General features: G+C 64.4%; 17 protein-coding genes. 3 read left to right on the forward strand and 14 right to left on the reverse strand.

Annotated features, from left to right (window positions below; all coding sequences use genetic code 11):
• Positions 1-47: 47 nt before the first annotated feature.
• The 10 genes from ABJ363_05790 to ABJ363_05835 all read right to left on the reverse strand — a co-directional run bounded on the left by ABJ363_05790 (position 48) and on the right by ABJ363_05835 (position 9,077).
• Positions 48-947 (reverse strand): cytochrome c, encoded by a 900-nt coding sequence (locus ABJ363_05790; protein MEP4378493.1) that lies wholly within the window; start codon positions 945-947, stop codon positions 48-50.
• Positions 948-956: 9 nt separating this feature from the next.
• Entirely contained in the window at positions 957-1,541 is a 585-nt protein-coding gene (locus ABJ363_05795; protein MEP4378494.1) for a cytochrome c, read from the reverse strand.
• A 102-nt stretch (positions 1,542-1,643) separates the two neighbouring features.
• A complete protein-coding gene (locus ABJ363_05800) occupies positions 1,644-1,982 on the reverse strand; it encodes a hypothetical protein (protein ID MEP4378495.1) in 339 nt (112 codons plus the stop codon).
• 128 nt (positions 1,983-2,110) lie between these two features.
• A complete protein-coding gene (locus tag ABJ363_05805) occupies positions 2,111-2,584 on the reverse strand; it encodes a cytochrome c (GenBank protein ID MEP4378496.1) in 474 nt (157 codons plus the stop codon).
• Positions 2,585-2,680: 96 nt separating this feature from the next.
• Positions 2,681-4,075 carry a CoA-binding protein gene (locus ABJ363_05810; protein MEP4378497.1) on the reverse strand — a complete coding sequence of 465 codons (1,395 nt, stop codon included), beginning with the start codon at positions 4,073-4,075 and terminating at the stop codon, positions 2,681-2,683.
• A gap of 155 nt (positions 4,076-4,230) precedes the next feature.
• Positions 4,231-5,277 carry a gentisate 1,2-dioxygenase gene (gene gtdA, locus ABJ363_05815; GenBank protein ID MEP4378498.1) on the reverse strand — a complete coding sequence of 349 codons (1,047 nt, stop codon included), beginning with the start codon at positions 5,275-5,277 and terminating at the stop codon, positions 4,231-4,233.
• 192 nt (positions 5,278-5,469) lie between these two features.
• Positions 5,470-6,789, reverse strand: coding sequence for a TRAP transporter large permease (locus ABJ363_05820; protein MEP4378499.1), 1,320 nt, complete (start codon positions 6,787-6,789; stop codon positions 5,470-5,472).
• On the reverse strand, positions 6,786-7,364 hold the full coding sequence (locus ABJ363_05825) for a TRAP transporter small permease (protein MEP4378500.1): 579 nt from the start codon (positions 7,362-7,364) through the stop codon (positions 6,786-6,788). Before ABJ363_05825 ends, ABJ363_05820 begins: the two co-directional genes overlap by 4 nt.
• Positions 7,365-7,405: 41 nt before the next feature.
• Positions 7,406-8,458, reverse strand: a complete 1,053-nt coding sequence (locus ABJ363_05830; GenBank protein MEP4378501.1) for a TRAP transporter substrate-binding protein — start codon at positions 8,456-8,458, stop codon at positions 7,406-7,408.
• A 163-nt stretch (positions 8,459-8,621) separates the two neighbouring features.
• Entirely contained in the window at positions 8,622-9,077 is a 456-nt protein-coding gene (locus ABJ363_05835; GenBank protein ID MEP4378502.1) for a thioesterase family protein, read from the reverse strand.
• 153 nt (positions 9,078-9,230) lie between these two features.
• Between ABJ363_05835 and ABJ363_05840 the strand changes: the two genes are divergently transcribed.
• Together ABJ363_05840 and ABJ363_05845 are read left to right on the forward strand one after the other, a co-directional pair.
• Positions 9,231-11,507, forward strand: a complete 2,277-nt coding sequence (locus ABJ363_05840; GenBank protein ID MEP4378503.1) for a penicillin acylase family protein — start codon at positions 9,231-9,233, stop codon at positions 11,505-11,507.
• Positions 11,508-11,533: 26 nt separating this feature from the next.
• Positions 11,534-13,066, forward strand: coding sequence for a GH3 auxin-responsive promoter family protein (locus tag ABJ363_05845; GenBank protein ID MEP4378504.1), 1,533 nt, complete (start codon positions 11,534-11,536; stop codon positions 13,064-13,066).
• 3 nt (positions 13,067-13,069) lie between these two features.
• Here the strand turns inward: ABJ363_05845 and ABJ363_05850 are convergent, their stop codons facing one another.
• The 4 genes from ABJ363_05850 to ABJ363_05865 are packed head-to-tail and all read right to left on the reverse strand — an operon-like array spanning position 13,070 to position 16,774.
• Positions 13,070-13,930, reverse strand: a complete 861-nt coding sequence (locus ABJ363_05850; protein ID MEP4378505.1) for an isocitrate lyase/phosphoenolpyruvate mutase family protein — start codon at positions 13,928-13,930, stop codon at positions 13,070-13,072.
• Positions 13,931-13,958: 28 nt separating this feature from the next.
• Positions 13,959-15,173: a CoA transferase gene (locus tag ABJ363_05855; protein ID MEP4378506.1), complete on the reverse strand. Its 1,215-nt coding sequence runs from the start codon at positions 15,171-15,173 to the stop codon at positions 13,959-13,961.
• Positions 15,174-15,194: 21 nt separating this feature from the next.
• Positions 15,195-15,953, reverse strand: coding sequence for a CoA-transferase (locus ABJ363_05860; GenBank protein ID MEP4378507.1), 759 nt, complete (start codon positions 15,951-15,953; stop codon positions 15,195-15,197).
• Positions 15,950-16,774: a CoA-transferase gene (locus ABJ363_05865; GenBank protein ID MEP4378508.1), complete on the reverse strand. Its 825-nt coding sequence runs from the start codon at positions 16,772-16,774 to the stop codon at positions 15,950-15,952. Before ABJ363_05865 ends, ABJ363_05860 begins: the two co-directional genes overlap by 4 nt.
• Before the next feature lie 74 nt (positions 16,775-16,848).
• Between ABJ363_05865 and ABJ363_05870 the strand changes: the two genes are divergently transcribed.
• A complete protein-coding gene (locus ABJ363_05870; GenBank protein MEP4378509.1) occupies positions 16,849-18,051 on the forward strand; it encodes an acyl-CoA dehydrogenase family protein in 1,203 nt (400 codons plus the stop codon).
• Positions 18,052-18,109: the final 58 nt, after the last annotated feature.

The raw sequence follows: 18,109 nt of genomic DNA on the forward strand, positions 1-18,109 counted from the left end.
TGCCCGAGCGGCAGAAATCTGCATTTACCGAGAGGCACTCCGGTGCGTCATTTCGTATCGTTGTTGTTCAGAAGATAAAAAGCGATCGCGCGCAGGTCCTCGTTGGTCAGCCATGAGGTGCCGTCGCGAATGACCTCGCCCATGCTGCCGCCGAGCACGTCGCCATTGGGCTTGGTACCGAATCGCAGACCGAATGCGAGATTTCGCTCGGTCCAGCCTTTCTTGAGAAGTGCTTCCGGTGTGATCGGCGGCGAACGCTCATCACCGGGCAATCCGCCGGTGCCGTGGAGGGCCTGTTCCGCATCTCGGGCGCCGAGTGGATTTCGGGGGGTGTGACACGCGCCGCAGTGTGCCGGGCCGGTCACGATGTATTTGCCGCGATTCCAAAGGTCGTTCCGGGCCGGATTTCGGGTGTAGGTCTCCGATTCGAAGAACAGATTTTGCCATCCACGAAGAGCCCAGCGCTGATTGAATGGGAATTTGAGCTGCTGCGGTTTTGTGGACTCGCTCGCGTCGGGGACGGTTTTGAACGCCGCCCAGAGGTCCGCGACATCCTGATCCGTGAGCTTGGAATAGAAGGTGTAGGGAAATGCCGGATAGTACGGCTTTCCGTCCGGCGAGATTCCATGACGCAGCGCGCGCGCGAAGTCGTTGACGGACCAGTCTCCCAGACCTGCGACGGGGTCTGGCGTGATGTTCGGGCCATAGAATGTGCCAAACAGTGTCTCAAGAGGTGGTCCACCCGCCAGGAGTTCACCCCCCTCGGCTTCGTTCGTATGACACGCAATACAGCCGGCGAGACGCGCAACATACGCCCCGCGTTCCGGGTCACCTTCGAGAGACGAGATATCGGATTCCGGCGCCTGACCTCCGCGAAAAATCAGCAATGCGCCGCCTGCGGCGACCGCCACGATCACTGCGGCGGCTACCAGGAATAACTTCTTCATGGGAGTTGCCTACTGTTTTTTACGGAACTGTGTGTGACAGGCGCTGCATGTCTGCGTGAGGCGTGCGAACGCTGCATCGGGCGACATCTGCGCGAGGGCGGCCGGATCGTTCATCCGCATCCCGTCGGTCGAGCCCGTCATGGGATTACTCCGTCCCATGGGGCTCATTCCCGTGCCCCCCTGGCGCCCGCCGCGCATGCCCGGGCCGCGCGTATTTTCGGCCACCGCCGCCAAAGCATTGGCGTATCTCGTCAGGTCCTCGGACAGTTCCGAGAAACGTTCCCAATTCTGCCAGATGGCCGGCAAGGATTCGCTCGGGCCTTGAATGCTTCCCTCGGGGAACAACCGGGTCAGCTGCTCGCCGCCATGGCTGCCGATGGATTGCGCGGCGTCGCGAACGGCGGTGGCTTCGTAATTCTTTTCGCCCTGGAACATCTCCGTGATGATCTTCATGGACTTGCCCACGGAATCCATGAGGTCCATTCGTTCCTTCACAATGCCGGTGGCGCCGCCGTGGGCGAGGGCCAGGCTGGTGGACAGCAGAACCGCCGCGGCTCCGAAGAATATAGTCGTTCTGAGTTTGATATTTCGCATATTCCCATTCCCAATATTGTCTTCGCAGTGCCCTGATGGCCCACCATGTTTTGGTCGGGCGGATGGCCGCGGAAACGTTGAAAGAAATTCAACTCGTACAGGTCAGCTGACTTGGGGTTTGGGAGGAGGGGGATCAATCAGAAGATATAAAGCGGAAGGTGGTCCAAACTTTACGGAGAACGAAGCGGTGCTTCTTGTCCGTCGAAGTTCAGACGCATAGGTACCGGAGAGTGAAATGCTAGAAGAGCAGGGGGTCATGCCGTGATGGCATGATGGCAGTTCTTCGGGCTGCTTTTGACCGGAAGCCGGACCCAACACCCCGCCTGTTGCCTGTGATTCGAGATTGGTCGTTGAATTCCAGGCACCGTGCGCATGCGCATTCGAGGTGACCAGCGCCAGGAAAATGGTTACCGCCGTAACCGCGATGACGGTCAGGATCATGCGTGCGAAAATTCTTTCGGTGAGAACTCTTCGAGACCTCATCGGCGCTGCGCCTTTGGTCGTAATCCTGACCAACTGGCGTACCCCAAGAGGTGGACGGAAACCTGTGAGCTGTCTGCGACCAACGCTCAGGAGCCCCCGGCGCGCTTGTTGATGTCGGCCTGGCGCTGCCGGATTTTCTGCGGCCAGCGTGATTTGATATAGGCGAGCGAGGCCCATATTTCCTCGTCGGTCAATTTTCCATCGAAGATGGGCATATCCGATTCTACCGGTTGGCCGACGAGGGCAGCCAGACCGAACTTCGTCAGTTGAAACAGCGAAATGTCGTCGTGATGCCAGGTATGACCCGGCGCGTCATGGGGTGGCGCGGGGAGCCGACCATTCTCCTTGCGCGTACGCCAGTTGGCCTGACCTTCTAGATTTGCGCCGTGGCAGGCCGCGCACTGAGATGCGTAGACCTGCTGTCCAAGCGCCACAAGGCTTGCGTTCGCGGGATCCGCCGAAAGGGTTGCCTCGGCGGCGGGTTTGCCGATCGCAAGGTAGACAACCGCAGCAACGGCCCCGATGGCGAGAATAGCTATGAGTAGGAAACGTTTGGACATGAAACTGCTCGCTCAGTGCAGTTCTCTCCTTACTGCTTCCAGCCACTGGAAGGTCAAGCCGGTATCGACGGAAAGGGTCGACCCTTGGGTAATGACCTACACGAGCGCCGCGCGCAGTTTGGGGTACTGCGCAAGAATGCCCGCCGTCTCGGCCATGGATTCGGAATCGTTGAACGCCGGAACCCCGGCGGCCTCCATCCTCGCGAACCATTTTGACTGATGTTCCAGGGTGCCCATCATCGAGTGGAAGCAGGGCAGCCCGGCGGTTTTGGCTATGCCTGAAAGGGTATCGATGACCGGGTCCCCATCCACCATGAACGGCAGGACATGGATGGTCAGGATGGCATCGAAAATGTTGGCGCCATGGGCGAGCGCACCCTCCAGGGCCGGACCAAACCGGTCCTCGCGGGCATCCGCCAACAGATCGATCGGATTGGCCACGGCGGCCTCACCCGGCAGCAGCTCGCGCAGCATGGCGGCGTAGGCATCCGGCAGGTCGGGCATCTCCAGCCCCTCGGCGCGCAGTTGGTCGGTGGTGATCACGCCGGGCCCACCCGAGTTGGACAGCAGCAGCACCCTTGGCCCGATGCCGTCCCGGTGCAGCCCGAAACCCTTGGCCGCGAGCAGCAGGCGCCGGACCGATCGGACGCGGATCACGCCGCAATCGCGCAGATACGCGTTGATCTCCGCGTCGGGCATGGCCGCGCCCCCGGTGTGATTGCGCACCGCCGATGCGCCCCGGTCGGAGCCGCCGCCCATCAGCGCGACCACCGGTTTCTTCGCGGCGACCTTGCGGGCGACCGCGCGGAACCGGTCCGGATCGGCGATGGACTCGATGTAGAGAAGCACGCAACGACAGCTGTCCTCGTCTCCGAGATATTCGAGATAATCCGTCACCTCGAGATGGACGGCGTTGCCGACCGAAACAACGGTGCCGACGGGCAGCTCGCCGATTCTGGACTTGGCGATGATCTCTTCCGCGATTGCGCCCGACTGGGAAATTGCCGCAATCGCGCCGCCGGGGGGCAGCGCACGAAAGAAGGTCGCGGCGAACGGCGCGTCCGCGGCGAGATGGACGATGCCCGCGCAGTTCGGGCCGAATATGGTGATGCCGGCGGCGTCGGCCCTGCGCAGCAGCTCGGCCTCGCGCGCCGCGCCGTCTTCGCCCGCCTCGCGGAATCCTCCGGCCAGGATCATCACATTCCTGTGGCCGGTTGCCGCGGCCTCATCGACGATATCGAGAATCAGGTCGGGCCGGACCACCAGGACGGCCAGCTCGGCCGGTGCGTCGAGCGCCGACAGGGAGGTGGCCGCCGGCAGGCCGAGGATCTCGCCGCCCCTGGGGTTCACCGGCACGATGCGCCCGGCATAGCCAGACCCGATGAGATTGCGCAGCACCGCCCCGCCGGAACTGGTCAGGCGCTCTCCGGCGCCGACGACGGCGACGCTTTTCGGCTCAAAAAAAGGGCGGCAATCGCGGGGTGGGGTCATTGGCCGGCGCGCGGCATCGGGCAGATGCTGTCATCTGCGTGGCGCATATGGAGGTGCCGCTGGCCCGCCGCGATGCGCCGGCGCCGGGCGCCAGGCGGATGAACGCTGTTATCGTCGGCAACCCGCCCGTGCGATGCGGCGACCGTTTCCGGCATTCAGGCGTTCCCGCGATCCTCGCGCCACAGGCCGAGTTTCTGCTGGGCCGGGCGATCGGAGTAGCTGAACAGGACCGCGTCCTCGTTGGCGATGTGCTTCTGCGGCACCCAACCCGGGACGACGAAGTGATCGCGCGGCCCCCATTCGAAGGTCTGGTCGCCGATGATCGATTTGCCGGTTCCCTCGACCACGGAATAGACGGTCCCATCGGAGCATCGGTAACCCGAGGTCTCGAAGCCCTTGGGCAGGAGCTGCATGAAGGTGCCGATGGTCGGCATCGGGGAATCGCCGTTATCCGGATTGACGTAGCGCAGCTTGAGCCCGTGGCAGGGATCCCACTCGTCGGTCTTGCGCATGGTCTCGAGCGCTTCGCGCGTGCGGGTGTAGGGATAGTTGAAGATCGGCGAGGACGGGCTGCGCTGATGGTGGTCGACCGGCAGCAGGCCGGACCCATAGCGCGCGAGGGAATCGCCGCTCGGGCGGGTCCCCGCCTGGCTTGCCTCCGGGTAGGGCTCGGCGAAGGTGGTGTCGAGGGTCTCGACCAGCGGCACGTCGAGGCCGTCGAGCCAGACCATGGGCCGGTCGCTTTCATTGCCATGATCGTGCCACGTCCAGGACGGGGTGATGACGAAGTCACCAACTTCCATGATTGTCTTCTCGCCGTCGACGGCCGTGTAGGCACCTGAGCCCTCAACGATGAAACGCAGGGCCGCCTGGGTGTGGCGATGGGCCGCCGCGATCTCGCCCGGCATGATCAGCTGCAGGCCGGCGAACAGGGATGTGGTCACCCGGTAGCGCCCGCGCATGCCCGGGTTCTCGAGTATAAGCACCCGGCGCTCTGCCTGTTCCGCCGTGATCAGATCCGCCGACTTCATCAGCGTGTCGCGGATCTCGTTGTAATGCCAGATATAGGGCTCGCAGTCGCTCTTGGGCTCCTTGCGGGCGAAGGTGTGCAGCACCTCCCACAAGGGCGCGAGGTTCTTCGGGTCGCAATCATCCTTGTAGTAGGGCATCAGGTCGGGTCGGACGTCGGCGCGAATACTCATGGTGCTTCCTCGTTTGTTCGGCGTCGTTCTTGCAGTGTTCGAGGCGTTTGCGGTCCGACCGCTTCCGCCGTTTCTGTCAGGTGGCTCACACCACATCCGACAAGATCAGGGCTCCGATTCAAGTGATCAGCATATCCTGATGGGTGCGCTGATCGTTCCCCAAATACTCCACGTTTTCGTTCCTGATCCGGCTCAGTTCAGCATACGCGGCAGAATCAAGGTGATTGTTGGCAGAAACACAAGAATGACAACCCGCACGATATCAGACATGAAGAACGGGATCACGCCCTTGAAGGTCTCGATCATCGGCACGTCGCGGGCCATGGAATTTATGATGAAGACGTTCAGGCCGACCGGCGGGGTGATCAGGCCCATCTCGACCACGATGAGCGAGATGATGCCGAACCAGAGCTTGGTCTCCTCTTCGCTCATGCCGAAATCGAGACCGGCGATGATGGGCCAGAAGATCGGTACCGTCAGGAAGATCATGGACAGGGAATCCATGACAAAGCCGAGCAGGATGTAGAGCACGATCATGCCCAGCAAGATGGTCAGCGGGGCGAGTCCGGAGCTGCCGAAGAAATCCGCCGCGAAGATCGGCAGCTGGGAGAAGCCGAGAAAGGCGTTGAAGATCGCGGCACCCAGCAGGATCAGGAAGATCATGGCCGTTGTTTGCGCGGTTCCGAGCAAGGCATCGATGAAGCCCTGGAGGCGCATGCCGCCGCGGGTCACCGCGATCAGGAACGTACCGAACGCGCCTACCCCCGCACCCTCGGTGGGGGTGAAGACGCCGAAATAGATGCCGCCCATGACCAGGACGAAAATCAGCAGCACAGGCCAGATTTCGAGCAGCGCGGACCATTTCTCGGCCCGGCTCGCCCTGGGGCCGGCGGGGCCGGCCTCCGGGTTCACGCGCACGACGATGGCGATCACGGCGATGTAGCCGAGCGCGGCGAGAATCCCGGGGATGAAGGCAGCCTGGAACAGGGTGGCCACATTCGCTTCGACCATCACGGCATAGATGATCAGCACGACCGAGGGCGGGATCAGGATGCCCAGCGTGCCGCCCGCGGCCAGCGACCCGGTGGCAAGCGCGCCGGAATAGTTGAATCGCCGCAGCTCCGGCAGGGCGACCTGGCCCATGGTGGCCGAGGTGGCGAGGGACGAGCCGCTGATCGCGCCGAAACCCGCACAGCCGCCGACCGCGGCCATGGCAACGCCACCGCGATACTGGCCGAGCCAGGTGTAGGCGGCTGCGAACAGCGCCTGGCTGAGCCCGGCCTTGGCTGCGAACTGGCCCATCAGCAGGAACAGCGGGATCACCGACAGGCTTTCCGTCGTGAAGCGCCAGTAGGTCTCGGTCTTGAGATAGCTGAACAGCGCGACCTCGCCGGCGATCGTGACGTAGCCGACGATGCCGACGCCGAGCATGGCCACGCCGATGGGAATGCGCAGGCCGAGCAGGACGAACAGGACGGCGAAGCCGGCGATGCCGATCTCGAGGCCCGTCATGACGCCGTACCGTCGTTGCCGCCGATATCCTCGGCGCCGTCTTGATTGAAATAGCGCCCGGCGCGCAGCTCGGCGACGCTGCGCCCGATCGTGTAGGCGATCACGATCACCAGGAATGCCATCAGTCCGATGGACGGCGGAAAGGTCGTCCAGCGGGGGAAGTTAATGGTCATCGACAGTTCGTTGTAGTTGTACATGTCGATGCCGCCGAAGATCATCCGCCAGGTCAGCAGGGCGGCGATGGCGAGATAAACGAGACCCCCAAGCACATCGGTGAAGATCTGCGCGCGCGGCGGCGCGGCCGCCATGAAGAAGTCGACGAGAACGTTGCCGCGCACCATCTGGCACCAGGGCAGGAACGCGAAGACCGCGAGGCCCGTGCCGATGGCCACCAGTTCGAAATCACCGGAAATGGGATTGTTCAGCAGCGAGCGGCCGGTGACGCTCACCGTCGTCAGCACGGCCATGGCGCACAGGATGACGCCGCCGAAGATGGCGAGCCATTTGGCGATGGCGTAAAGCAGCCGGCCCACCGGATCGGTGGGCCGGGCGTTGTCAGATGTTGTCTCGCTCATCGGCGAAAATCCGACCGTTCATGAACGGTCCCGGGCGTCCCCTAGGAGTTGCCCGAATGCTTCTCGATCATGTCGATGGCGTCGATGACCATGGCCGGGCCATCGAGACCGCGTTTTCCGACTTCCTCGTACCAGCGGTCGAACACAGGCTGCGAGGCGGCCTTCATCTTGATGACCTCGTCTGCCGGGATCTCGTAGAACTTGTTCTTGGCCTTCGACGCGACCGCGTTGCGGCCCGGGGTCTCGACATCGATCCAGTTCTGACCGGCCAGACGGGCGATGTTGCCGCCCGCATTGTCGTCGATCACCTTCTGCAGGTCCGGCGGCAGCTTGTCGTAGCTGGCCTTGTTCATCAGGAAGGTGAAGACGTTGGTGCCCAGGCGGGGCTGCGCGCCGGCGAGGCTCGAGAAGTGGCTGACCAGATCAGGGGTCTTGACCGCCGGGGCGATCTCGAACGGCAATGTCACGCCGTCGATCACGCCCTTGGAAAGCGCCGCGGGAATCTGCGGCAGCGGCAGGCCGACGCCGACCGCGCCGAGGGATTCGAGCAGCCACACCCCGCCGCGCGAGGCGGCACGCAGCTTCATGCCCTTCAGATCCGCCATCTTCTGGACCGGTTCCTTGGTCTGGAAGAGGAAGCCCTGATGGCTGTGCAGCAGCAGCGGATGGTAGGCGCCGAGCGCCTTGTCGAGATACTTGGCCTGGAAGTCCTGAAGCGCCAGCGTGGTCGAAAGCGCGTCCTTGTGGACGAACGGCAGCTCGAAGGGCTCGACCTCGGGCATGCGGCCCGCCGAGAAGCCCGGCAGGGTCCAGACGATGTCGACAACACCGTCGCGTGCCTGGTCGAGAAGCTGGGGCGCCTTGCCGCCGAGCTGCATGGCCCAGAAGGGTTGAACCTTCAGGCGGCCGCCCGAATCTTTCGCGATCTTCTCGGCCCAGGGGGTGAGGAATGTCTTGCCCGGGTTGGCGACCGGCGGAATGAAGGTGTGCATGCGCAGGGTCACGTCCTGCGCCATGGCGGGTGCGGCACTGATTGTCAGCGCGGCGATCGCGGCGCCCGTGAGGGCGGCGGATTTAAGGATGTTCGAACTCATGCTTTTCTCTCCCGGATTGGGACGCCGGATGTTGCTTGACCGGCTGTCCATCGTGACATGGCGGCTGTTTTCATTTTTGTGCCGACAATTCGTTGGCGCGCAGTTTAGCGCATCCGGCCACATCTGCATCCGTCAAAAGTTTGACGGTTGGGCTGTTGCCCGCTCATCCGCCGCCGGCCTCGAACCGGGCGCGGAAATCGGCCGGGATATCCGCGGTGATCAGCTTGCCGGGCCTGTCGGTATCGGCCGATGCCCAGATCCGGATCTCTTCGCCGCGCACCGCCGGGGTTCCGGCGTTGGTGACCTCGTGGGTCACCACAATCGTGCGGCGGCGCCACTCGCTCACTTGGCTGGTGATCTCGAGAACGTCGCCGAACTGGCTGGGCGACATGAACTTCGCATGGGCGTCGACCAGCGGCAGGCCGACGATCTTGTATTCGTCGAGCATCACGTCGTAGCCGACCCCGACGCTGTCGAAGAGATGCCGGGTGCCGTGATCGAACCAGACGAAATAATTGGGATAGAAGACGATCTTCGCCGGGTCGCAATGGCCCCATTCGACCGGGATGCTGATCGTGTTGGTGTGCATGCCGCGCAATTCCTCGTCGGTGACCGTCATTGGCCTTCAGGGGGACATGCCATCAGTTTCGGCGGTGCGCCGGGGCGGGTCAATGGCGGCGTTGCCGGAGCGGATCACGCCATCGCAACTGGACTTTGGTACCGCGCACCTAGATTTATAGCGGAACACCGAATCAAGCTAGGAGCTGCATGCATGCGCCTCGCCAATCTGCTCGCCGGCACCGCCATGGCCACGATCCTTGCGGGCTGCGCCGTGCTCACACCGCTGCCCAAACCGGAGAGCATCGATACGCGGCTCGCCGCGATCCCGGTTGCGGGTGTGCCGATAGACTCGCCGGTGCGCATTCACTGGAATAAATTCCAGGTGCCGTTCATCGAGGCCGAGAGCGATACGGACCTCGCCGTGGCGCTGGGGGTGGTGCATGCCCATCTGCGCTGGGGCCAGATGGAGGTGGCGCGGCGCCTCGTGCGCGGGCGGGTCGCCGAGATGGGCGGGCCGCTGGCGCGCGACATCGACAAGTCCCTGCGGATACTGAATTTCGGGCGCGGCGCGGAGGCGACCCTGAAAATGATGCCCGCCGACACGAGGGCCTGGCTCGATTCCTTCGTTGCCGGCGTCAATCACTACATCGCCAATGCCGACGAACTGCCCCACGAACACCGCGTGCTGGGACTCGAACGCGAACCCTGGACCGCTACCGATGTGATCGCCGTCGGGCGGCTCGCCTCGACCGATGTGAACTGGCTTATCTGGTTCGGCATGCTGTCCCTGCGCGATCGGGCCGACTGGCCGGAGATCTGGGCGCGGGCCACGGAAAAGGGCCTCGACTCCATCCCCAGCATCGGGCCGGGCGCGGCGGATCAGGCGTCGGTGTTCCACGAATTGCTGGCGGGCTTCTCCAAGGCCGGGTCGAACTCGGTGGCCGTTTCCGGCGCACGCACGGGCACGGGCGCGGCGCTGGTCGCCAACGACCCCCATCTGGGCGTGTTCCTGCCCAATCTCTGGCTGCTGGCCGGCTACAAGTCGCCGTCCTATCACGCGGTCGGCATGATGATCCCCGGCGTGCCATTCATCGCCCTGGGCCGCAACGACCGGATCGCCTGGGGCGGGACCAACATGCGCGCCCTGTCCACGGACATGGTCGATGTGACCGACTTGCCGGCGGATGAATTCGAGACCCGCACGGAAAATATTGGTGTGCGCTGGTGGTTCGACACGGAAGCCGAAGTCCGCGAGACCCGGTTCGGCCCGGTGATCACGGATTCGCCCCTGGTGAACTCCGCGCGTGAGGGCGAGACGATCGCGCTGCGCTGGATGGGTCATCGGCCAAGCGACGAGATCACCGCCATGCTGCGGATGAGCCAGGCGCAGGATTTCGACGGGTTCCGTGCCGCGCTCGACGGATTCCACGTGCCGGGTCAGAACATGGTCTATGCGGACACCGACGGGCATATCGGCCAGGTGATGGCGGTGAAGCTGCCGGCGCGTTCACCGGTCCCGCCGCCGGATCTGCTGATCCCCGCCGCGGCGGCGGACGGGCGCGACCCCTGGGCGAGGACCGTCACCGCCGGGACGTTGCCCGCGGCGTTCGATCCGCCAAGTGGATTTGTCGCGTCGGCGAACAACAAGCCGGTCGAGGGGAGCGAGGCCGGGGTTGCGGTCGGCTGGCACTTCTCCAACGACGACCGGATCGCGCGTTTGCGTGACTTGCTGTCCGGCGATCACAAGGTCTCGGTCGATGACCTGCGGGCATTGCAACAGGACGTGTATATGGAATCCGCCGTCGCGCTGCGTGACCTGCTGCTGGGCAAGCTGGGTGCTGTCGCGCAGGCTTTGACGCCGGAACAGACAGACCTGCTCGCGACGATCCGGGCCTGGGACGGCCACTACGGTGCGGATTCTCCCGGCGCCGTCGCCTTCGAACTCACCATGTTCGCCTTTGCCGAAAAGTTCCTGAGCGAGGACGCGCGTACGCGAATCTCGGTCGGTGGGCGGTTCGACGAACAGCTCGGCGAGATGATCGGCGCGACCCCGGCAGCCGAAGTGGCGCCGGTCCTGGCGGCGGCGCTGAGCGATGCGGCGGCGCGGCACAAGGAGCTGCCGACCTGGGGTGACATGCACCGGCTGGGGCTGCGCCACCCGCTGAATTTCATCCCGCTCATCGGCGGCAAGTACCGGTTCAACGACGTGCCCATCGGCGGCAGCTCGACGACGGTGATGAAGACCGCCCATTCGGACACTGACGAACGTCATTTTACGCGGTTCGGGTCCCAATCGCGGCATATCTCCGACATGTCCGACCCGGACGCGAACTGGTTTACCCTGCTGGGCGGCCAGGACGGCTGGATCAACAGCGCGAACTTCATCGACCAGTTCGACCTGTGGCTGGCCGGCGAATATGTGCACCTGCCATTGCGGGTCGAGACGGTCCGGCAGACCTTCGCGCGGAAAACCGAGTTGACCCCCTGACGCTGTCCATGGCGTAAACTGGGGCCATGCTGAACATCACCCCCCTCGTTCGCCTGTATGGCAGTCGGCGCCTGCGCAAGCTGGCGGCGATGGATGCCGTGGATGTCCAGCAGCGCCAGCTTCTCGGCCTCGTGGCACGGGCGACCCGGACGAAGTTCGGGCGCGACCATGACTTCAAATCGATCCGCAGCATCACCGAGTTTCAGGCACGGGTGCCTCTGCGCCGGTACGAAGACTTTCAGGAACGCTACTGGGGACCGGCCTTCCCGGATTTGAGGGGCGTGTCCTGGCCGTCGCGCATTCCCTACCTCGCGGTGACATCGGGCACCACGACCGGGCGCACGAAGTATATTCCCTGCACCAACGAGATCATCTCGTCCAACACGATGGCGGGGCTCGATCTGGTCTGCCACCATCTGGCGCGTCGGCCCGACAGCAAAGTTCTGGGCGGCAAGTCCTTCATGCTCGGCGGCAGCACCGAATTCACACAGGAGGCGCCGGGGATTCGCAGCGGCGATCTTTCGGGGATCATGACCGAAAGCCTGCCCTGGTGGTTCCAGGGCCGCAGCTTTCCGTCGCGCGACGACGCGCTGGTCAGCGACTGGGAATTGAAGGTCGACCGGATGGTGCGGGCGCTGGACCGGGAGGATATCCGGCTCATTGGCGGGACGCCGTCCTGGCTGCTGATCTTCTTCGATATGCTCGCCGCCTATCGCGGCGACAGCAGCCCCGATCTCGCGAAATATTTCCCCAACCTGGAATTGCTGATCCATGGCGGGGTCGATTTTCAGCCCTACCGCGCGCGGTTCGAGTCGTTGATCGCGGATACCCATGCCGAGTTGCGCGAGGTCTACCCTGCGAGCGAGGGGTTCATCGGTGTTGCCGATCGGGGGCCGGATGACGGCCTGCGCCTGATGCTGGATACCGGACTTTTCTATGAGTTTGTGCCGGTCGACGAGCTGGAGTCGCGCCGGCCGACACGGCACTGGGCGGGCTCGGTGCAGCGGGGCATCAACTATGCGCTGGTGGTGTCGAGCTGTGCCGGGCTCTGGTCCTATGTGATTGGCGACACGGTCGAGCTGGTCAGCCGCGACCCGCTGCGGGTCAAGGTGACCGGGCGCACGAGCTATTCCATGTCGGCCTTCGGCGAACATCTGATCGCGGAGGAGATCGAGGCGGCGGTCCGCGACGGGGGCGTGGCCATCGGGAGCGATGTGCGCGACTGGTCGGTCGGCGCTGTGCACGCCAGCGACGACGACAGCCGGGGCGGGCATCTCTATATCGTCGAGTTCGCCGGCGAGGTGCCGTCTGCGGCGCGGCTTGCGCATTTCGCGCGTATTCTCGACGCGGCACTGTGCGCGACCAACGAGGATTACGAGGCCCACCGCGCAGACGGGTTCGGCATGAACGCGCCCGAGGTGGTCGCGCTGCCGCCCGGCGGTTTCCCGGAATGGATGAAGGCGCGGGGCCAGCTTGGCGGGCAGCACAAGGTGCCGCGGATCATCAACGATGCCGAACTGTTCGAAAGCCTCCGGCGTTTCGCGGCGGACCGCGCCTAGCCGTTACGCCAGGAACGCCTTCGACCATGCCGCGTAGTCATCGGCGCGCATGAACCGCTTCATGGTGTCGCCCGAAGCAACATTCTCCAGATCGTCGGGGTGGGTGCCGTCCGCGATGGCCTGCTGGGTACGCAGGAATGCGTCCATGGCGGCGGCATGGACCTTGTGCCCCTGCAGGCAGATGCGCACGCCGATGGACGCCAGCCAGTCCCGGTCCATCATCTCGCGCGACGCGCTGCCGAGGATGATCGGCGTCGAGACTTTCGATGCGATGGCCGTCAGGTCCTCGCGGCTTTTGACACCCACCAGGAACAGCGCATCGACGCCGGCTTCTTCATAAGCGTTCACACGCCGGATCGCTTCGTCGACGCCCGCGATGCCCGGCGCGCTGGTGCGCCCGGCGATGACGAGGTCCGGGTCGGTGCGCGCGTCGAGCGCGGCCTTCATCTTGCCGACGCCTTCCTCGACACTGATCAGGCTGGCCTTGTCGCCGCTGCCAAACGCGTTCGGCAGGACCGTGTCCTCGATCGAAAGCGCCGCCACGCCGGCCATCTCCAGCTCCTCGACCGTGCGGCGCACATTGAGCGCATTGCCGTAGCCATGGTCGGCGTCCACCAGCAGCGGCAGGTCGCAAGCGCGGCCGATGCGTTTTGCCTGATCGGCGAATTCCGAAAGGGTGAGCACGATCAGGTCGGGCGCGGCGAGCACCGCCATCGACGCGACCGAGCCCGCGAAAATGCCGACCTGGAAGCCGACTTCCTGGGTGATGCGGGCGGTCATCGGGTCGGCCACCGAGCCGGGATGGACGCAGGCGTCCCCGTTGAGGATGGTGCGGAAGTTTTTGCGGCGTTCGGACCAGCGCATGGCGGTTCCTTCTCGTGAAGCAGGGTTTCTAGAGTTTCCGGCGTTCGGTGACGAGCCCGCCGGATGCGGCCAGCGCCTCGATCTCGTCTTCGTCGAAGCCATGTTCGCCGAGGATCTCGCCGGCATGGGCGCCGAACGCCGGCGGGGTCGAACGGATCTCGCCCGGGGTGCGCCCGAACTTGATCGGGATGCCGGTGCCCTCATACCAGTCGAGCCTGGCCGCCATGTTGCGATGCTTTGTGTGGGGGGCGTTCATCACCTGATCGGTGTTGAGCACCGGCCCGGCGGGGATGCCCGCCGCCAACAGCTTCAGGGAAAGTTCCTCGCCATCGACCGCGGCGAAGGCGTCGATCAGTTCCTCGCGCAGCTCGTCGCGATGCTGAGTGCGGTCGGAATTGTTCGCGAAGCGCGGGTCCTCGGCGAGCTCGGGTCTGCCCAGTTCGTCGCACAGGCGCCGGAAGGCGCGATTGTTGCCCGCACCAATAAACACATCGACGGTCTTGGTCGGGAACTTGTCGTAGGGCGCGATATTGCTGTGCTGGTTGCCGGTGATGCCCGGCACCTCGCCGCCCGACAGGTAATAGTTCGGGACGTGGGGGTGCATCAGCGAGACCGCGCAGTCATACAAGGTCATGTCGATGAACTGGCCCTTGCCCGAGGTCTGGCGTTCGAACAGCGCCATGAGGATCGCCACGCAGGAGTAAAGCCCCGTGCCCATATCGACGGCGGCGATGCCGACCCGTGTGGGTTCTTTCTCTGCACCGCCGTTGATCGAGAGCCAACCCGCCATCGACTGGACGATGGCATCATAGCCGGGAAATCCGCCGAGTGGGCCGTCGGCCCCGTAGCCGGAAATCCGGCAGTGGATCAGGGACGGGTATTTCTCGGCCAGGACATCGTCATAGCCGAGCCCCCATTTCTCCATGGTGCCGGTCTTGTAATTCTCGATCAGGATGTCGGCCTCGTCGAGCAGCCGGAACAGCACCTCGCGTCCCTCGGGCTTGGTCAGGTCGAGGCCGATCGAGCGCTTGTTGCGGTTGAGACCGACGAAATAGGACGCGTCACCCTCGTGGAAGGGTGGCCCCCAGTCACGAACCTCGTCGCCCTGGGGCGGCTCGACCTTGATCACGTTGGCGCCGTGGTCGGCCAGAATCTGGGTGCAGTAGGGGCCGCCGAGCACGCGGGCGAGGTCCACCACCTTGAGGCCGGCCAGCGCGCCGAAGGGTCCGGAATTATCGGTCATGGTTTCTACCTTGAAGGAAAATCAGGCGGCGGCGGTTGTGCTGCCGAAGACACGGGCGGCGAAGGCGGGATAGGTCTCGGCGACCTCCTCGGCGACCTGGCCGCGGAGCAAATCGAGGGTTGCCGCGTCGGGAGTTTTCGTCTCGGGCACGTCATCCGACACGTCGTAATCGAAGCCGGTGTGTTCGCGGATTTCGTCCGTGTCATGCCCGGGGTGTATGGAGGCCAGTCGGAAGCGACGCTTGTCGACATCGAAATCGAATACGCAGCGGCCCGTCACCAGCGCATGGGGGCCGCCGGTACGGTGGACATCCTCATCGCTGACACCCGGCGCGCTGATGAAATCGACTTTCGGGACAAGGACGCGCGCGGTGTGTTCCTCGCGGAACAGAATCACCCGCGGCACCAGGAGATAGAGATAGGCCGAGCCGAACGAACCCGGGAAGCGGACTTTCGTGTTGGGGTAGTCGCCGATCCCGACGAGGTTGATATTCGCCTGCCCGTCGATCTGGCCGCCGCCGAGGAAGAAGGCGTCGATCCGGCCCTGGGCCGCGCAGTCGAACAATTCGCGTCCGCCGTCTGTAAACGGGCTGTGGGCCTCGCTACCGAGCATGGAGACGCGCAAGCTTCCGCCCGATTTTGCCCTTGCGAGAAGTGCGGCTGAGCCGGGGATCGGCGACTGGGCGCCGACGGCGACGTGGCGCAGGCCCGCGAGCATATCGGCGACGGTCGAGATCAGCAGTTCTTCGTCGGCAAGCGGGGCCGCGAGATCGGCGCTCATTCGGCGGCTTTCGGGGCGTAGACGAACTCGTCGAGATAGCTCGCAAACCCTTCGTCGGTGCGCGCGCGTTGGAGATAGTCGCGCAGATGGGCGTCGTCGGGCCCGTAGCGGCCGAACAGGCCGACCGGCCACGCACCGTTGGCCGCCTCGGCGAGGCTGGACACATAAAGACCGGGTATCGTGCCGGGGGCCAGTTGTTCGTCGGCGAGCAGGTCGCCGTCGTAGATTTCTTCCGCCGTGACGAAGGTCTCGCGGGCGGCATGGGCCATCACCATCATCTCCCGGCGCACCCCGATCCAGACATTGCCGTTCCGGTCGGCGAGCGGCGCGTGGATCAGGGTCACGTCGGGCCGGATCGCCTTGACCAGCACGAGCGGCCCTTCCTGCTGGCCAAACGGGTCCGTGCCGGTGGTCCAGTCGTCGCGGTGGGCCAGCAGGTCGGAACCGACGATGCCGCGTACGGGCATGTAGGGTATGCCCTTCTCGGCGGCCTGCAGGCCCGCATGGATCGCCGGACAGGTGCCGTCGATGATCTTGATGGACCCGGCCTTCGCCGCCGCCATGAAACGCGGCGCGGGGCCGTATTCATCGAGGGTCACGGCGGCAGTCTCCAGGGTCTCCACACAGCCCGCGCCGATCAGCATGTCGCCCTGGAAGCCGACCGACGGCACGCCAATCAAGTGCAGGTCTTTCGCGCGCCGGGCGATCAGCGCGCGCGCGGTCACCATCGAACAGCCCGAATAGTCGGGCGCCAATGCGACCTTGGCCCCGTCGGGGATGCGGGCGGCCAGGTCCTCGACGGATGTGAAAAGCTCGCTCATTTGCGCTTCCACCTTTCTTTTCACGATTGCCGCGATGTTAGATAGATTGACCGCAGGAATAAAGGAACGCGCGGATGGATTTTACCCTGCCTGAAGAGATTGCCGCCTTCGCGGACAATGTCGCGCGGTTCGCCGAGACCGAGATTCTGCCCGTGATCGGCGACTATGAAGCGTCGGGCGAGTTTCCACGCGCGCTCGTCGAAAGAATGGGCGCGGCGGGGTTTTTCGGCGCTGCGTTCCCGGAAGCCCTCGGTGGCAGCAATGCGGGGTTTTTGGCCGTGGCCGCGATTTCCGAGGCGATCTCGCGGGTCGCGCCGGAGTTCGGCTACTGCATGAACATGCAAGGCATGACCTGCCCCTTCACGATCTTCAACTGGGGTACCGACGACCAGATTTCCCGCTTCGTGCCCGAGCTGATCGCCGGCAAGCGCATCGGCATGTTCGCCCTGACCGAGCCGGGTGGGGGCTCGGACGCGGCGGGCGCCATGAAGACCACGGCCACGCGCGACGGCGATATGTACCGCCTGAACGGCTCGAAACAATGGATCACGTTCGCCAACGCCGCCGATGTCGGTGTGCTGTTCGCCAAGACTGATGTTGAAGCGGGGCATCGCGGCATCACCGCCTTCATCGTCGAGCCGAAAGAATATAATGGCTTCACGGCCGACCCGATCCCGATGACCGGCCTGTCGAATGCGCTCGCCTCGAACGCCGTGTTCCTTGATGACTTTATCGTTCCGGTGGAAAACCGCCTGGGCGAAGAGGGCGAGGGCTTCAAGGTCGCGATGAACGCGCTGGAGTTCGGAAGGCTGACCGTGTCGGCCCGGGCGGTGGGGCTGGCCCAGGCTTGTCTCGACGAGGCGATCGGTTACGCAAACCAACGGGTCGTTCGTGGTCATCCGATCGGCGAGTACCAGATGGTCCAGCATGTGATCGCAGACATGGCCACCCATATCGATGCCGCGCGGCTGATGGTGCATCGCATGGCCTGGCTGATGGATGAGGGACACCCCGCGACCCGGGCGGCGTCGCGGGCCAAGTATATTGCCGTCGAGGCGGCGAAAGAGGCCGCGGCGGGGGCGGCGGAAATCTTCGCCGGTTACGCATTGGCGGACGAATATCCGATCAAGAAATACACGGCTTATGTGAACATGCTTGCGGTGGGCGAGGGGACCGCGAATGTCCAGCGAATCCTGATCGGCGAGGATGCGCTGGGGATAAAGGATGCCGACCGGCACCCGGTGCGCAATCGCCTTCACAGCCCGGGTGTGGAATAATTCAGACCATGAATCCGCGCGTCAGACGCGGACCGAAATGCACGCGTGGAGAGAGACG

This window comes from Alphaproteobacteria bacterium (assembly GCA_039980135.1).
GTDB lineage: Bacteria > Pseudomonadota > Alphaproteobacteria > UBA6615 > UBA6615 > UBA8079.

Bases quoted from the DNA above. Each gene is read 5' to 3' on its own strand.
- ABJ363_05795 (MEP4378494.1), bottom strand. From the start codon at position 1,541: ATGCGAAATATCAAACTCAGAACGACTATATTCTTCGGAGCCGCGGCG.
- ABJ363_05835 (MEP4378502.1), bottom strand. From the start codon at position 9,077: ATGACGGTCACCGACGAGGAATTGCGCGGCATGCACACCAACACGATC.
- ABJ363_05855 (MEP4378506.1), bottom strand. From the start codon at position 15,173: ATGACCGATAATTCCGGACCCTTCGGCGCGCTGGCCGGCCTCAAGGTG.
- ABJ363_05840 (MEP4378503.1), top strand. From the start codon at position 9,231: ATGCGCCTCGCCAATCTGCTCGCCGGCACCGCCATGGCCACGATCCTT.
- ABJ363_05800 (MEP4378495.1), bottom strand. From the start codon at position 1,982: ATGATCCTGACCGTCATCGCGGTTACGGCGGTAACCATTTTCCTGGCG.
- ABJ363_05830 (MEP4378501.1), bottom strand. From the start codon at position 8,458: ATGAGTTCGAACATCCTTAAATCCGCCGCCCTCACGGGCGCCGCGATC.
- ABJ363_05860 (MEP4378507.1), bottom strand. From the start codon at position 15,953: ATGAGCGCCGATCTCGCGGCCCCGCTTGCCGACGAAGAACTGCTGATC.
- ABJ363_05805 (MEP4378496.1), bottom strand. From the start codon at position 2,584: ATGTCCAAACGTTTCCTACTCATAGCTATTCTCGCCATCGGGGCCGTT.
- ABJ363_05850 (MEP4378505.1), bottom strand. From the start codon at position 13,930: ATGCGCTGGTCCGAACGCCGCAAAAACTTCCGCACCATCCTCAACGGG.
- ABJ363_05865 (MEP4378508.1), bottom strand. From the start codon at position 16,774: ATGAGCGAGCTTTTCACATCCGTCGAGGACCTGGCCGCCCGCATCCCC.
- ABJ363_05845 (MEP4378504.1), top strand. From the start codon at position 11,534: ATGCTGAACATCACCCCCCTCGTTCGCCTGTATGGCAGTCGGCGCCTG.
- gtdA (MEP4378498.1), bottom strand. From the start codon at position 5,277: ATGAGTATTCGCGCCGACGTCCGACCCGACCTGATGCCCTACTACAAG.
- ABJ363_05790 (MEP4378493.1), bottom strand. From the start codon at position 947: ATGAAGAAGTTATTCCTGGTAGCCGCCGCAGTGATCGTGGCGGTCGCC.
- ABJ363_05820 (MEP4378499.1), bottom strand. From the start codon at position 6,789: ATGACGGGCCTCGAGATCGGCATCGCCGGCTTCGCCGTCCTGTTCGTC.
- ABJ363_05810 (MEP4378497.1), bottom strand. From the start codon at position 4,075: ATGACCCCACCCCGCGATTGCCGCCCTTTTTTTGAGCCGAAAAGCGTC.
- ABJ363_05825 (MEP4378500.1), bottom strand. From the start codon at position 7,364: ATGAGCGAGACAACATCTGACAACGCCCGGCCCACCGATCCGGTGGGC.
- ABJ363_05870 (MEP4378509.1), top strand. From the start codon at position 16,849: ATGGATTTTACCCTGCCTGAAGAGATTGCCGCCTTCGCGGACAATGTC.